A 13024-nucleotide genomic window follows, 5' to 3' on the forward strand; every position below is an offset into this window, starting at 1 on the left:
GATTCCGTCTGTCGGTCATTAAACCGGTGTTTGTAGCCCAAAGAATTGGCGGGCTGTCACCACATCTTTTGCAATTTGTTCTTTCAGCGCATCCAGCGAGGAAAAGCGCTGTTCGTCGCGGATCTTCTGTTTCAGCACCACCTCAATATGGCGGCCATAGAGATCCATATGTGTGTCGAGCAGATGAACTTCAAGCTGCTGACGTAAACCTTTTACCGTCGGGCGGGTACCGATGTTGGCGACGCCTGGCACCGGCTCTGCGGTCAGACCCAGCACTTCCACGGCAAACACGCCCTTAACCGGCGTGACCGCGCGACGCAGCGGCAGATTAGCGGTCGGAAAACCTATGGTACGGCCCAGTGCATCACCGTGCACCACGCGGCCTGAAATGCTGAAGGGATGGCCAAGCAGCTGCTGCGCCTGCGCAAAATCATCCTGCGCCAGCGCCTGACGGACAGCCGTACTGCTGATGCGCTTACCGCTGTCGCAGAAGGTCTGGGTGCTGATGACCTCAAAGCCATACTCTGCACCCGCTTTCTGTAATAACAGGAAATCCCCTTCGCGACCAGCGCCGAAGCGGAAATCATCGCCTACCGCCAGAAAACGCACGTCGAGTTTTTCCACCAGCAGCTCGCTGATAAAACGCTGAGCCGGATAGGCTGCAAACTGACGATCAAACCGGATACAGAGCACGGCGTCGACGCCAGCGCGCTGCAGCCAGCGCAGTTTTTCACGCAGCCGCGTCAGACGGGCCGGTGCTTTTTCACCCGCAAACAGCTCCAGCGGCTGCGGTTCAAACAGCATCACCACCACCGGCAGATTGCGCTTACGGCCCTCTGCAATCAGCTGCGCCATCAGCGCCTGATGACCGCGATGCACACCATCGAAATTACCAATGGTCAGAACGCAGCCGCGATGCTGCTGTTTCAGATTATAAATACCGCGGATTAACTTCATGGCTGACTCAAACCGGTGGAAATCGGCGGATTATACCCTTGAATAGCGCTGAGGTTAACCCGTATACACGCCTTTCCTGCGCTGAAGCGCCCTCTGTCCCACCGTCGGGCAACAAATCACCATACCTGCTGAAGAAATTGTTGCGAAATACTGTATTCAGAGCGGGGTTGCTGGTAGAATCTTGCGCCATCAATTACGTAAGCGGGTGTCGTGGTTAAAACGACGCTTATTTGCACAAATCCATTGACAAAAGAAGGCGCAAAAGGCATAGTCCTCGGCCTTTGATTTGTCCATATAGAACACATTTGGGAGTTGGACCTTGGCTAATATCAAATCAGCTAAGAAACGCGCCGTAACATCTGAGAAACGTCGCAAGCATAACGCGAGCAACCGTTCTATGATGCGTACTTTCATCAAGAAAGTATACGCGGCTATCGCAACCGGCGACAAAGCTGCTGCGCAGAACGCATTCAACGAAATGCAACCAATCGTGGACCGTCAGGCTGCTAAAGGTCTGATCCACAAAAACAAAGCTGCACGCCATAAAGCAAACCTGGTGGCTCAGATCAACAAACTGGCTTAATCGCCTGTCTGTTTATCGCTTTGTAGAAAGAACCGGCTTATAGCCGGTTTTTTTATGCCTGTCGTTTGCCGGCAGCGTAAAAAGGAGGCTGACGCCTCCTCTCCGGTTAACGCAGCTTAACGCGCAATAGCGTATAGCCAATCACCGCTGACAGCAGCGAGCCGCTAAGAATACCCAGTTTCGAGAACGTCACCAGCTCTTCATGCGCGGCGTCAAAAGCCAGCGAACTGATAAAGATAGACATGGTAAAGCCGATACCGCACAGCACGCCTATGGCCATGATATCGCGTATCGTTGTCCCGCCCGGCAGCGCCGCCAGACGCAGTTTTACGGCCAGCCAGCAGAACAGCGTAATACCCAGCGGTTTACCAATCAGTAACCCGAGGATAATCCCCAGCGGCTCTGGTGAGAACACATCACCAAAGGTGATACCACTCAGTGAAATCCCGGCGTTAGCAAACGCGAACAGCGGCAGAATCAGCCAGTTCACCCACGGCATCAGACCGTGCGCCAGATGCTCTGCCGGTGAATGCCCCTCTTTCTCCTCCAGCGGTACAAAGAAGCCGACTACCACGCCTGCCAGCGTGGCGTGCACGCCTGATTTCAGCACCGCGGTCCAGAGCACAATTCCGACCAGCATATAGACGGCGATATTCCGCACGCCACAGCGGTTAAGTATGGCCAGCACCACAATCGCCGCTGCCGCCACGCTGAGCGACAGCACGGAGAGATCGCTGGTGTAGAAGAGTGCGATAATCACAATCGCGCCGAGATCGTCGATGATGGCCAGCGCCATCAGGAACACCTTCAGCGCCACGGGAACACGACTGCCAAGCAGTGCCAGCACGCCCAGAGCAAATGCGATATCGGTCGCGGTCGGGATCGCCCAGCCGTTGCGCGCAATCTCATTGTCATGATTGAAAAACAGGAAAATCAGCGCCGGCGCAACCATACCGCCGAGGGCAGCAATGACCGGAAAAATCGCGCGATCGCGACTTGCCAGCTCGCCGCTGATTAATTCGCGTTTCACTTCCAGACCGATCAGCAGAAAGAACAGCGCCATCAGCGCATCGTTGATCCACAGCAGCAGGTTCTTGCTGATATCGAGTGCGCCAAAGCGGATCTGCACCGGCTCAGCGAGAAAGCTCTGATAGCCAGCGGCTGTCTCTGCACTGTTTGCCAGAATCATGGCCGCGACCGCAGCGAGAATTAATACCATGCCGTTGCTGGCATCACTTTCTATAAAGCTTTTCAGCAACGTTTTAATCGAACGGGGCTTATTCACAACTCCTCCTGAGCAAAAACAATTTGTTAAGGAGTGTAACCGCGTTAACCCTGTGATAAAAGCCGCTTGCCGCGTCTTTACGCCAGTTTAAAATTAATAAAAAAGCGGAGAGTCACCTCTCCGCTTTTCGTGTGTTGCCCTGACGCTGAATCAGCGCGTCAGGTCATCAAAGAACTTCTTCACACCGTCAAAGAAGCTTTTTGAACGCGGGCTGTTCTTTTCACCGCTCGGGCCACCAAAGCTCTCTTCCAGCTCGCGCAGCAGCGCTTTCTGTTTATCATTCAGGCTGACCGGCGTTTCCACCACCACCCGGCACAGCAGGTCACCAACGGCGCCGCCGCGCACTGATTTTACGCCTTTGCCGCGCATGCGGAACAGCTTGCCGGTCTGGGTCTCCGCAGGCACCTTCAGCTTCACGCGGCCGTCCAGCGTCGGCACTTCAATCTCTCCGCCCAGCGCCGCCATCGCAAAGTTGATCGGCACTTCGCAGTAGAGGTTATTCTCTTCGCGCTCAAAGATAGGGTGCTTCTTCACCGATACCTGAACGTAGAGATCGCCCGCCGGTGCGCCATGCTCGCCCGCTTCCCCTTCACCACTCAGACGAATACGGTCGCCGGTGTCTACCCCCGCCGGAATTTTTACCGACAGCGTTTTCTGACGCTCTACGCGCCCATGACCATGACAGGCGTTGCACGGATCTTTGATGACCGAGCCGCGACCGTGACAGGTCGGACACGCCTGCTGTACGGTGAAGAAACCCTGACGCATCTGTACCTGGCCTGCACCGTGGCAGGTCGGACAGGTCTGTGGCTGCGTGCCCGCTTTGGCGCCGCTGCCGTGGCAGACGTCGCACTCTTCCAGTACCGGGATGCGGATCTCTTTGGTCACGCCGCGTACCGCTTCTTCCAGCGTCAGCTCCATGTTGTAGCGTAAATCGGCACCGCGTGATGCACGCTGACGGCGACCGCCGCCAAAGATATCGCCAAATACGTCGCCAAAGATATCGCTGAAGTCTGCGCCGCCACCGCCGAAGCCGCCACCAAAGCCGCCGCCACCGCCACCCTGTTCAAAGGCTGCGTGACCATACTGGTCATAGGCCGCACGCTTCTGAGCATCCGTCAGAATTTCGTACGCTTCCTTCACTTCTTTAAATTTTGCTTCGGCTTCTTTGTCGCCCGGATTACGGTCCGGGTGATATTTCATCGCCAGGCGCTTATAAGCCTTTTTGATTTCACGCTCATCAGCCGATTTTGAGACGCCTAAGATCTCGTAAAAATCACTCTTAGCCATTTTGTTCTGCCCTTAACATAGTTGCACGGGCGTGGAGAAACTCCTACGCCCGTGCTGGTTTCAACGGCTGTCAGGCCAGCCGTCGCGCCCGGTCAGGGGCAATTATTTTTTATCTTTAACTTCTTCGAACTCAGCGTCGACCACGTCATCCTGCTGCTGTGCTGACGCGTCGCCGGCGTCCGCTGCGCCTGCCTGACCCTGCTGCTGTGCCATCTCCATTAGTTTGCCGGAGACTTCCATCAGCGCCTGCATTTTCGCTTCGATAGCCGCTTTGTCTTCGCCTTTCAGCGCGGTATTCAGCTCAGTCAGTGCAGCTTCGATAGGTGCTTTGTCTTCTGCAGAGAGCTTATCGCCCGCTTCATCCAGCTGCTTGCGGGTGCTATGCGCAATCTGGTCACCCTGGTTGCGCGTCTGTACCAGCTCTTCAAACTTGCGGTCAGATTCAGCGTTCGCTTCCGCGTCACGCACCATTTTTTCGATCTCATCTTCGTTCAGACCAGAAGAGGCTTTAATGGTGATTTTCTGCTCTTTACCGCTGTTTTTATCTTTCGCTGACACATGCAGAATACCATCAGCATCGATGTCAAAGGTGACTTCGATCTGCGGCATACCGCGTGGTGCAGGCTGAATGCCGTCGAGATTAAACTGACCCAGCGATTTGTTATCGCCAGAACGCTTACGCTCACCCTGCAGCACGTGAATGGTCACGGCAGACTGGTTATCTTCAGCAGTAGAGAACACCTGACTGTGTTTGGTCGGGATAGTGGTGTTCTTGCTGATCAGCGCGGTCATTACGCCGCCCATGGTTTCAATACCCAGCGACAGCGGCGTTACGTCCAGCAGCAGAACGTCTTTCACATCACCTGCCAGTACGCCACCCTGAACAGCAGCACCGACCGCTACGGCTTCATCCGGGTTAACATCTTTACGCGGCTCTTTGCCGAAGAACTCGGTCACTTTCGCCTGCACCATTGGCATACGAGTCTGACCACCTACCAGGATGACATCGTTGATGTCAGAGACTGACAGGCCAGCATCCTGCAGCGCAACTTTCAGCGGCTCAATTGAACGGGTTACCAGGTCTTCTACCAGAGATTCCAGTTTCGCACGCGTTACTTTGATGTTCAGGTGCTTAGGACCGGTTGCATCTGCCGTGATATATGGCAGGTTAACGTCGGTCTGCTGCGCAGAAGAGAGTTCAATTTTTGCTTTCTCAGCGGCTTCTTTCAGACGCTGCATCGCCAGCGGGTCGTTATGCAGATCGATACCCTGGTCTTTCTTAAACTCGGCTACCAGATAGTTGATCAGGCGGCTATCGAAGTCTTCACCACCCAGGTGGGTATCACCGTTGGTTGCCAGCACTTCAAAGGTTTTTTCGCCATCAACGTCGTCGATCTCAATGATTGAGATATCGAAAGTACCACCACCCAGGTCATAAACCGCGATAGTACGGTTGCCCTGACCTTTGTCCAGACCGTAAGCCAGCGCTGCTGCGGTTGGTTCGTTGATGATACGCTTAACGTCCAGGCCCGCGATACGGCCCGCATCTTTGGTCGCCTGACGCTGTGCGTCATTGAAGTAAGCCGGTACGGTAATAACCGCTTCAGTCACCGCTTCACCGAGGAAATCTTCCGCGGTTTTCTTCATTTTCTTCAGCACTTCAGCAGAGATCTGCGGCGGTGCCATTTTCTGGCCCTTCACGTCCAGCCATGCGTCACCGTTGTCAGAACCGGTGATTTTGTACGGCATGATTTTGATATCACGCTGTACTTCTTCGTCCTGGAAACGACGACCAATTAAACGCTTGATAGCGAACAGGGTGTTCTGCGGGTTGGTCACTGCCTGACGTTTAGCCGGCTGACCTACCAGCGTTTCGCCGTCTGCGGTATACGCAATGATTGACGGCGTGGTGCGATCGCCTTCAGCGTTTTCCAGCACGCGTGCCTTGCCGCCGTCCATGATCGCCACACAAGAGTTGGTTGTACCCAGGTCAATACCAATAATCTTACCCATCTAAACGTCTCCCACGTAAATTCTTTGTCAAATTGGGTTGTGATGCAGAGATGTGGTCGTTACCGCCACTTTCAACTGCGACTGCAGGCTTTTTTGCTGCCTCACAACGCCCGATGACAAGTAAATGGGGCCGCTTCGATGCGCATCAAGGGTTAAAAGCAAAAAATATTTCGATTCTTTTAGCCGGACGGGATAAATGGCGGGAAAATGTACAACTTCAGCAGCAGTACGGCGGAGCAGTGCTGCCCGCCGTACCGGGCTCATCAGGATAAAGAGCGCGAGGAGTGCCCCGCTGGCTGACGTGCGTCACGCCACAGCCAGCAGCCGACAGCGGCACCGATCGCCGCCAGCGCCAGCACATACCAGGCCGGTGCCATAGGCGTCAGCTGCATCATCAGCGTTACGCTGACGGGGGTCAGGCCGCCGAAAATCGCGTAAGCAACATTGTATGAGAAAGAGATGCCGGTAAAGCGTACCGCTGGCGGAAAGGCGCGCACCATGACAAACGGCACTACGCCTACCACACCGACGCTCAGTCCCGCCACGCCGTACCAGAAAAACAGCATCTGCGGCGCGCTGCCGGTGTTTTGGAAAAAGTGCCAGCTGCAGAAAGCCAGCAGCAGCGATCCCGCTATCAGCGTACGCGCCGCACCCGCGCGATCTACGATCCAGCCTGCCAGCACGCATCCGACCAGCAGCATTACGGTCGCCAGGCTGTTGGCCTGCAGGCTCAGCGCAGCAGGCACGCCCTGTTTCTGCATCAGTGCGGGCGCCATTAAAATCACCACTACAATGCAGGCGGAGAGCAGCCAGGTCAGCAGCATTGAGATCGCAATACTGCGCTTGTGGTGCAGCAAAATAGCCTGCAGCGGCAGCCGTTCAGACAGCGTTTTCCGCTGCTGCATCTGCTGAAATACCGGCGTTTCATGCAGCCAGCGACGCAGGTACATCGCCAGCAGTCCAAACAGGCCGCCGAGAAAGAACGGCAGCCGCCAGCCGTAATCGCGCATTGCCGCTGGCGAAATCGTGCTGTTAAGCAGCGTCGCTACCAGTGAACCCAGCAGGATACCGGCAGTGAGGCCTGCGGTCAGGGTGCCGCAGGCAAAGCCGGTACGCTTTTCCGGAACGTGCTCAGCAACAAATACCCAGGCGCCCGGCACTTCACCGCCAATTGCCGCCCCCTGCAGCATCCGCAATAGCAGCATTAGCAGCGGTGCAGCGATACCTATGCTTGCATAGGTGGGCAGTGCGCCCATCGCCAGGGTCGGCAGCGCCATCAGCAGAATACTCAGGCTGAACATCTTTTTCCGGCCGACTTTGTCACCAAAGTGCGCCATAACAATGCCGCCCAGCGGTCGCGCCAGATAGCCGGCAGCAAAAATACCAAACGTCTGCACCTGACGCAGCCAGTCAGGCATATCGGGCGGGAAAAAGAGCTCGCCAATGACGGCAGCAAAGAAGATAAAAATAATGAAGTCGTAGAATTCCAGCGCCCCGCCAAGGGCAGCCAGCGACAGGGTTTTATAGTCCTGCCGGTTAAGTCGATGCGAGGTGAGCGAGTCCATAACGGTGCGGTATCCAGAGCCGGGAAAGGTAGAGCAGACGTTACTATACCGGCAAACCCGCACCACACCAGCAAGGCTGAATTTTATGCCTGAAAAGCCTTATATTCAGAGGTTTGTCTCACGCCGTGCGCTTTTCGGACGAAATGCTGCTACCACTGCCGCATGCGTCTCGATATAGGGTCCTTCCAGCAGCTGCAGGCAGTAAGGCACGGCGGCAAAAATTCCGGGTACCCTTACGCTGCCATCCTCCGCTTTTACCCCTTCCAGCGTCTCTTTAATCGATTTCGGCTGGCCGGGCAGATTCAGGATCAGCGACTGTTTGCGGATAACCCCTGCCTGGCGTGACAAAATGGCAGTGGGTACAAACTGCAGGCTGATCTGACGCATCTGCTCACCAAAGCCAGGCATTTCGCGATCCGCTACCGCCAGCGTCGCATCCGGCGTCACGTCGCGTCGTGCCGGCCCGGTACCGCCGGTGGTGAGCACCAGATGGCAGAAACGTTCATCTACCAGCTCGCAGATCGCCTGTTCAATCATCGGCTGTTCATCCGGCACCAGCCGCGTCTCCAGCTCGAAGGGTGTTGCCAGCGCAGTGCTGAGCCAGCTCTCCAGTGCCGGAATGCCCTGATCCTGATAAATGCCGTTTGCTGCGCGATCGGAAACGGAAATTAATCCAATGCGTAAAGTATCCATAAGAGTATCGCTGTGGTTAGCCGCGTGGCGGCAAAGAAAGATAGATGCAGAAAGGATAATACAAAGCGCAGAGCAGAGAAATGCGTAATGCCGCGGCGGCAAGGCACCGCCACGGCGTCATGCTTACAGCAGTTCGGTCAGCATCTTTTCAAGTTTGCCCTGATCAACGGCAAAGTTGCGGATGCCTTCCGCCAGCTTAGTCACCGCCATAGGATCCTGATTATGCTGCCACAGGAACTCCGCTTCGGTCATTTTCGCCGGACGCTCGCTGATCTCGCCGCTGTAGCTCAGCTTGCGCTCAACGCTGCCTTCGCTCTCAGCCAGCTCTTTCAGCAGGCCCGGAGAGATGGTCAGACGGTCGCAGCCCGCCAGCTCAATGATTTCGCCCACGTTACGGAAGCTGGCACCCATCACTACAGTTTCATAGCCGTGCTGTTTGTAGTAGCTGTAGATTTCAGATACGGACACCACGCCTGGATCTTCATGCGGCGCATACTCTTTTTTATCGGTGTTCTGCTTGTACCAGTCGAGAATACGGCCTACGAATGGAGAGATCAGGAAAACGCCCGCTTCTGCACAGGCGCGTGCCTGCGCAAAGGAGAACAGCAGCGTAAGGTTACAGTTGATACCCTCTTTTTCCAGCTGCTCCGCTGCACGGATGCCCTGCCAGGTTGAAGCGAGTTTGATCAGAATACGATCGTTGCTGATGCCTGCGTCGTTGTAGAGTTTGATCAGGCTGCGCGCTTTCGCGATGCTCGCTTCGGTATCGTAGGAGAGGCGTGCATCAACTTCTGTGGAAATGCGGCCCGGGATTAGTTTGAGGATCTCCAGCCCGATGTTGACAGCCAGTTTGTCAGAGACCAGCGCCAGCTGCTCTTCCTTGTTGCTGCTCTGCTGACGCGCCCAGCCGATCGCTTCATCAATCAGCTTGCGGTATTCAGGAATTTGGGCAGCGTTGAGGATCAGGGAAGGGTTTGTCGTGGCATCCTGCGGCTGATAGAGCTTCATCGCTGCAATATCACCGGTGTCGGCGACCACGGTAGTCAGCTGACGCAGGGAAGTAAGTTTATCCGTCATGGTTCTCTTTTCTCTTTGGTTGACTGTCAGGGTATAAAAGGCTGAATCGATAATATCACGCGCAATCAGCGGCGCAACATCGTGGCGTGCCCTTTACGATAGCGCTGACGAATAGGAGTGATTTGCCGATTGATGCCGCTTTTTTGATACACTCCGCGCAATAAATTTTCCGTTAATGTCCTGATATTTAAGCAGGCGCACAAGGAGACCCGGTATGCTGATGGTGATTTCACCGGCTAAAACGCTGGATTATGAGAGCCCGCTTGCCACCCCCCGCTTTACCCAGCCTGAGCTGCTGGAAAAATCGCAGCAGCTGATTGACGTTGCGCGCGCCCTCTCTCCGGCTGATATCGCTTCGCTGATGCGTATCAGCGACAAGCTGGCGCACCTGAACGCCGAGCGCTTTAACCAGTGGCAGCCGCACTTTTCGCCGGAAAATGCGCGTCCGGCTATTCTGGCGTTCAAAGGGGATGTTTATACCGGCCTGCAGGCTGAACGCTTTAGCGAGGCAGATTTTGATTTTGCCCAGCAGCACCTGCGTATGCTCTCTGGTTTGTATGGCCTGCTGCGCCCGCTGGATCTGATGCAGCCCTACCGGCTGGAGATGGGTACCCGACTGGCAAACCCGGCTGGCCGCGATCTCTATAGTTTCTGGGGCGATACGCTCACGGAAGCGCTGAATCAGGCGCTACAGGCGCAGGGTGACCAGGTGCTGATTAACCTGGCGTCAGATGAATATTTCCGGGCGGTAAAGCCGGCAAAATTGAATGCCCGATTGATAAAGCCGGTGTTTCTGGATGAAAAGAGCGGCCACTATAAGGTCATCAGTTTTTATGCCAAAAAAGCGCGCGGTCTGATGAGCCGTTTTGTGATTGAGCATCGCCTGGCACAGCCAGATCAGCTGAAGCAGTTTGATGCAGATGGATACCGTTTTGATGCGGCAGCCAGCCAGGGGAATGAGCTGGTGTTTAAGCGTCAGGAGCAGGGATAAATCGGTTTATGCCGGGGCGTCATCGCGTTTCGTATGCGCATCAATCCGGGCGCCATTAATGACGCCCCTACGGGACCATCCGATATCCGTAGGGGGCGCATTTATGCGCCCCTGGCATCATCACGTTTCGCACGCGCATCAACCCGGGCGCCATGAATGGCGCCCCTACAGGGGATGGGATATCCGTAGGGGGCGCATTTATGCGCCCCTGGCATCATCACGTTTCGCACGCGCATCAACCCGGGCGCCATGAATGGCGCCCCTACAGGGGATGGGATATCCGTAGGGGGCGCATTTATGCGCCCCTGGCGTGTTTATGCGCCCCTGGCCGCCATGGACTACGCCCCGATCTGTTACTGCAGCAGGAATTTGCGTAGTGCGGCAAACTCTGCCGGCATCTGGTGTGACAGCAGCGGCAGATCGGCGCGATCGGCCAGCGCCTGCGGCAGCGTAAGCGTCTGTCCCAGAATCTCCTCTACGCTCTCGCGGAATTTCGCCGGATGCGCTGTACCAAGGAACAATCCATACTCACCTTCCTGCAGCTGATCGCGCAGCAGACGATAAGCGATGGCCGCATGCGGCTCTGAGAGATAACCCAGATCGGCCAGCTCGCGCATCGTGGCCTGCGTCGTCTCATCAGAAACCGCACCGTAAGCGAGATCGGTCAGACGCCAGGTTTTACGGCGGAACAGCTCTTCCACGCGCGGCCAGTTATTCGGCTGGCTGACATCCATTGCGTTTGACAGGGTAGCCACGGTGGCATTCGGCTGCCAGGCACCGTTGCCAAGAAAGCGCGGTACGGTGTCGTTGGCGTTGGTTGCGGCAATAAACCGTTTGATTGGCAGACCGAGCGATTTCGCCAGCAGGCCGGCCGTGAGATCGCCAAAGTTACCGCTGGGTACGGAAACCACCAGCTGATTACGCTGCTCCTGCGGAAGCTGTGCGACCGCCTCAAAGTAGTAGCAGATCTGCGCCAGCAGACGGCTGATATTGATGGAGTTAGCGGAGTTAAGGCCAATCGCTTTTTTCAGCTCCTCATCATCAAACGCCTGCTTAACCAGCGACTGACAGGTATCGAAATCGCCATCAATTGCGATAGTTTCAATATTGCCACCCAGCGTGCAGAACAGTTTTTCCTGCAGGGCGCTGATTTTGCCCTGCGGATAGAGGATCACTACACGCACATTGTCCATACCGTAGAAAGCGTGCGCCACGGCAGCCCCGGTATCACCCGAGGTGGCAGTCAGAATAGTGATCTGCTCATCTGCGCCGGAGACATAGGAGAGCATCTGCGCCATAAAGCGGCCGCCGAAATCTTTGAATGCCAGCGTCGGGCCGTGGAACAGCTCCAGACAGGCGATATCTTCGCTGACTTTCGCCACCGGTGCCGGGAAGGTAAAGGCCGTTTTGACCCGCTCAGCCAGCTGATGCGGGGTAACTTCATCCCCGATATAAGCAGACAGGATTTTGCTGCTGCGGCTGACAAAGTCCATCTCCAGCATCGCATCGATATCGGTCAGTTCAAATTCCGGCAGCTCCAGTGGAAAGAACAGCCCCTGCTGCGAGCCCAGCCCCTGTTTGACTGCCTGCGAGAAGCTGACCTGCTCGTTGTGATCCTTAAGATTATAGAGTTTCATACGTTATCCCAGTTTACGTGCGCCAGCCGTATCAAGACGGCAGATATGGACGAAGCCTTCTTCATTCTGCAGATAGTGCTGGCTCAGCCAGTCTGCCATCCGCTGCGCCGTTGCCATCTCATTGCAAACAGCGAAAAGCGTCGGACCGGAGCCCGAAATGCCGCAGGCCAGCGCGCCGATATCGGCTGCCGCCTGCCGTGCCGCGGCGAAGCCCGGCAGCAGTTTGGTGCGGTACGGTTCGGCCACCACATCCTGCATTAACTTAGCCGCCAGCTGCGGCTGCCGGGTATGGCAGGCGTGAATAAAGCCCGCCAGCAGGCGGCCATGTTTAATCACATCCTGCTTGCGATATTGCGCCGGCAGAATCGCCCGCGCTTCCGCGGTAGAAACTTTAATGCCGGGATACGCCATAACCCACAGCCACTCATCAAAGCACGGTACCTGCTGGCTGATAATCCCCTGCTCTTCAATCATTAATTGTACGCCGCCGAGGAAGCAGGGAGCCACATTGTCATAATGTACGCTGCCAGAGATACGCCCTTCCAGCTCGCCCATCAGCGCCAGCAGTGCGGTATCGCTGAGCGGCTTGCCGCAGAATTCGTTCATCGCCATTAAGCCTGCCACGACGGAACAGGCGCTGGAGCCGAGGCCGGAGCCGATCGGCATATTTTTCTCCAGCGTCATCGCCACCGGCACTTCTTTGCCAATCGCCTGACAGAAACGCTCCCAGCACTGATAAACGATATTTTCTTTGGGATCGTCAGGCAGCTTGCTGACAAAACGACCGCGATTCTCAAGGCTGAAACGATCGGCTGCTTCAACTGCCACACAGTCGCCCAGCAGCGATCCATCCACCGGCGACACCGCGGCTCCCAGCACGTCAAAGCCAACGCTGACGTTGCCGATGGAGGCCGGTGCATAAATTTTTACCAT

General features: G+C 55.9%; 12 protein-coding genes. 3 read left to right on the forward strand and 9 right to left on the reverse strand.

All coding sequences use genetic code 11. The features are described from left to right. Positions 1-18: 18 nt before the first annotated feature. The gene (gene ribF / locus C1Y41_RS12450) at positions 19-957 is read right to left on the reverse strand and encodes a bifunctional riboflavin kinase/FAD synthetase (protein WP_039382487.1); all 939 of its coding nucleotides are present in this window, start codon (positions 955-957) and stop codon (positions 19-21) included. 319 nt (positions 958-1276) lie between these two features. Between ribF and rpsT the strand changes: the two genes are divergently transcribed. Continuing rightward, positions 1277-1540: a 30S ribosomal protein S20 gene (gene rpsT, locus C1Y41_RS12455; RefSeq protein WP_039382484.1), complete on the forward strand. Its 264-nt coding sequence runs from the start codon at positions 1277-1279 to the stop codon at positions 1538-1540. Positions 1541-1646: 106 nt separating this feature from the next. Here the strand turns inward: rpsT and nhaA are convergent, their stop codons facing one another. From nhaA to dnaK, 3 genes are all read right to left on the reverse strand, one after another. Then, a complete protein-coding gene (nhaA, locus tag C1Y41_RS12460) occupies positions 1647-2825 on the reverse strand; it encodes a Na+/H+ antiporter NhaA (protein ID WP_104085553.1) in 1179 nt (392 codons plus the stop codon). 150 nt (positions 2826-2975) lie between these two features. Further along, positions 2976-4115: a molecular chaperone DnaJ gene (dnaJ, locus tag C1Y41_RS12465; protein ID WP_071669092.1), complete on the reverse strand. Its 1140-nt coding sequence runs from the start codon at positions 4113-4115 to the stop codon at positions 2976-2978. A 102-nt stretch (positions 4116-4217) separates the two neighbouring features. Continuing rightward, on the reverse strand, positions 4218-6128 hold the full coding sequence (dnaK, locus tag C1Y41_RS12470) for a molecular chaperone DnaK (protein WP_039382477.1): 1911 nt from the start codon (positions 6126-6128) through the stop codon (positions 4218-4220). 50 nt (positions 6129-6178) lie between these two features. Here dnaK and C1Y41_RS19920 point away from each other — a divergent pair, with 50 nt between their 5' ends. Beyond that, positions 6179-6400 carry a hypothetical protein gene (locus tag C1Y41_RS19920; RefSeq protein ID WP_139239684.1) on the forward strand — a complete coding sequence of 74 codons (222 nt, stop codon included), beginning with the start codon at positions 6179-6181 and terminating at the stop codon, positions 6398-6400. On the opposite strand, the gene C1Y41_RS12475 is transcribed toward C1Y41_RS19920, so the two are convergent. The 3 genes from C1Y41_RS12475 to tal form a co-directional block, all read right to left on the reverse strand. After that, positions 6392-7693, reverse strand: coding sequence for an MFS transporter (locus tag C1Y41_RS12475; protein WP_094110717.1), 1302 nt, complete (start codon positions 7691-7693; stop codon positions 6392-6394). The two genes, C1Y41_RS19920 and C1Y41_RS12475, sit on opposite strands and share 9 nt — an antisense overlap. 105 nt (positions 7694-7798) lie before the next feature. Next, positions 7799-8386 carry a molybdopterin adenylyltransferase gene (gene mog, locus C1Y41_RS12480; RefSeq protein WP_071669094.1) on the reverse strand — a complete coding sequence of 196 codons (588 nt, stop codon included), beginning with the start codon at positions 8384-8386 and terminating at the stop codon, positions 7799-7801. Between the two features lie 123 nt (positions 8387-8509). Beyond that, the gene (gene tal / locus C1Y41_RS12485; protein WP_094110716.1) at positions 8510-9463 is read right to left on the reverse strand and encodes a transaldolase; all 954 of its coding nucleotides are present in this window, start codon (positions 9461-9463) and stop codon (positions 8510-8512) included. A gap of 214 nt (positions 9464-9677) precedes the next feature. On the opposite strand from tal, the gene yaaA reads away from it, so the two are divergent. Continuing rightward, positions 9678-10454 carry a peroxide stress protein YaaA gene (gene yaaA, locus C1Y41_RS12490; RefSeq protein ID WP_104085554.1) on the forward strand — a complete coding sequence of 259 codons (777 nt, stop codon included), beginning with the start codon at positions 9678-9680 and terminating at the stop codon, positions 10452-10454. 353 nt (positions 10455-10807) lie between these two features. Here yaaA and thrC read toward each other — a convergent pair whose 3' ends face one another. Next, complete coding sequence (thrC, locus tag C1Y41_RS12495) at positions 10808-12091, reverse strand: threonine synthase (protein WP_071669097.1); 1284 nt, start codon at positions 12089-12091, stop codon at positions 10808-10810. 3 nt (positions 12092-12094) lie between these two features. Beyond that, a complete protein-coding gene (gene thrB / locus C1Y41_RS12500) occupies positions 12095-13024 on the reverse strand; it encodes a homoserine kinase (RefSeq protein ID WP_039385707.1) in 930 nt (309 codons plus the stop codon).

The sequence above is a fragment of the Pantoea sp. ICBG 1758 genome (assembly GCF_002928325.1).
Taxonomy (GTDB): Bacteria; Pseudomonadota; Gammaproteobacteria; order Enterobacterales; family Enterobacteriaceae; genus Pantoea; species Pantoea eucrina.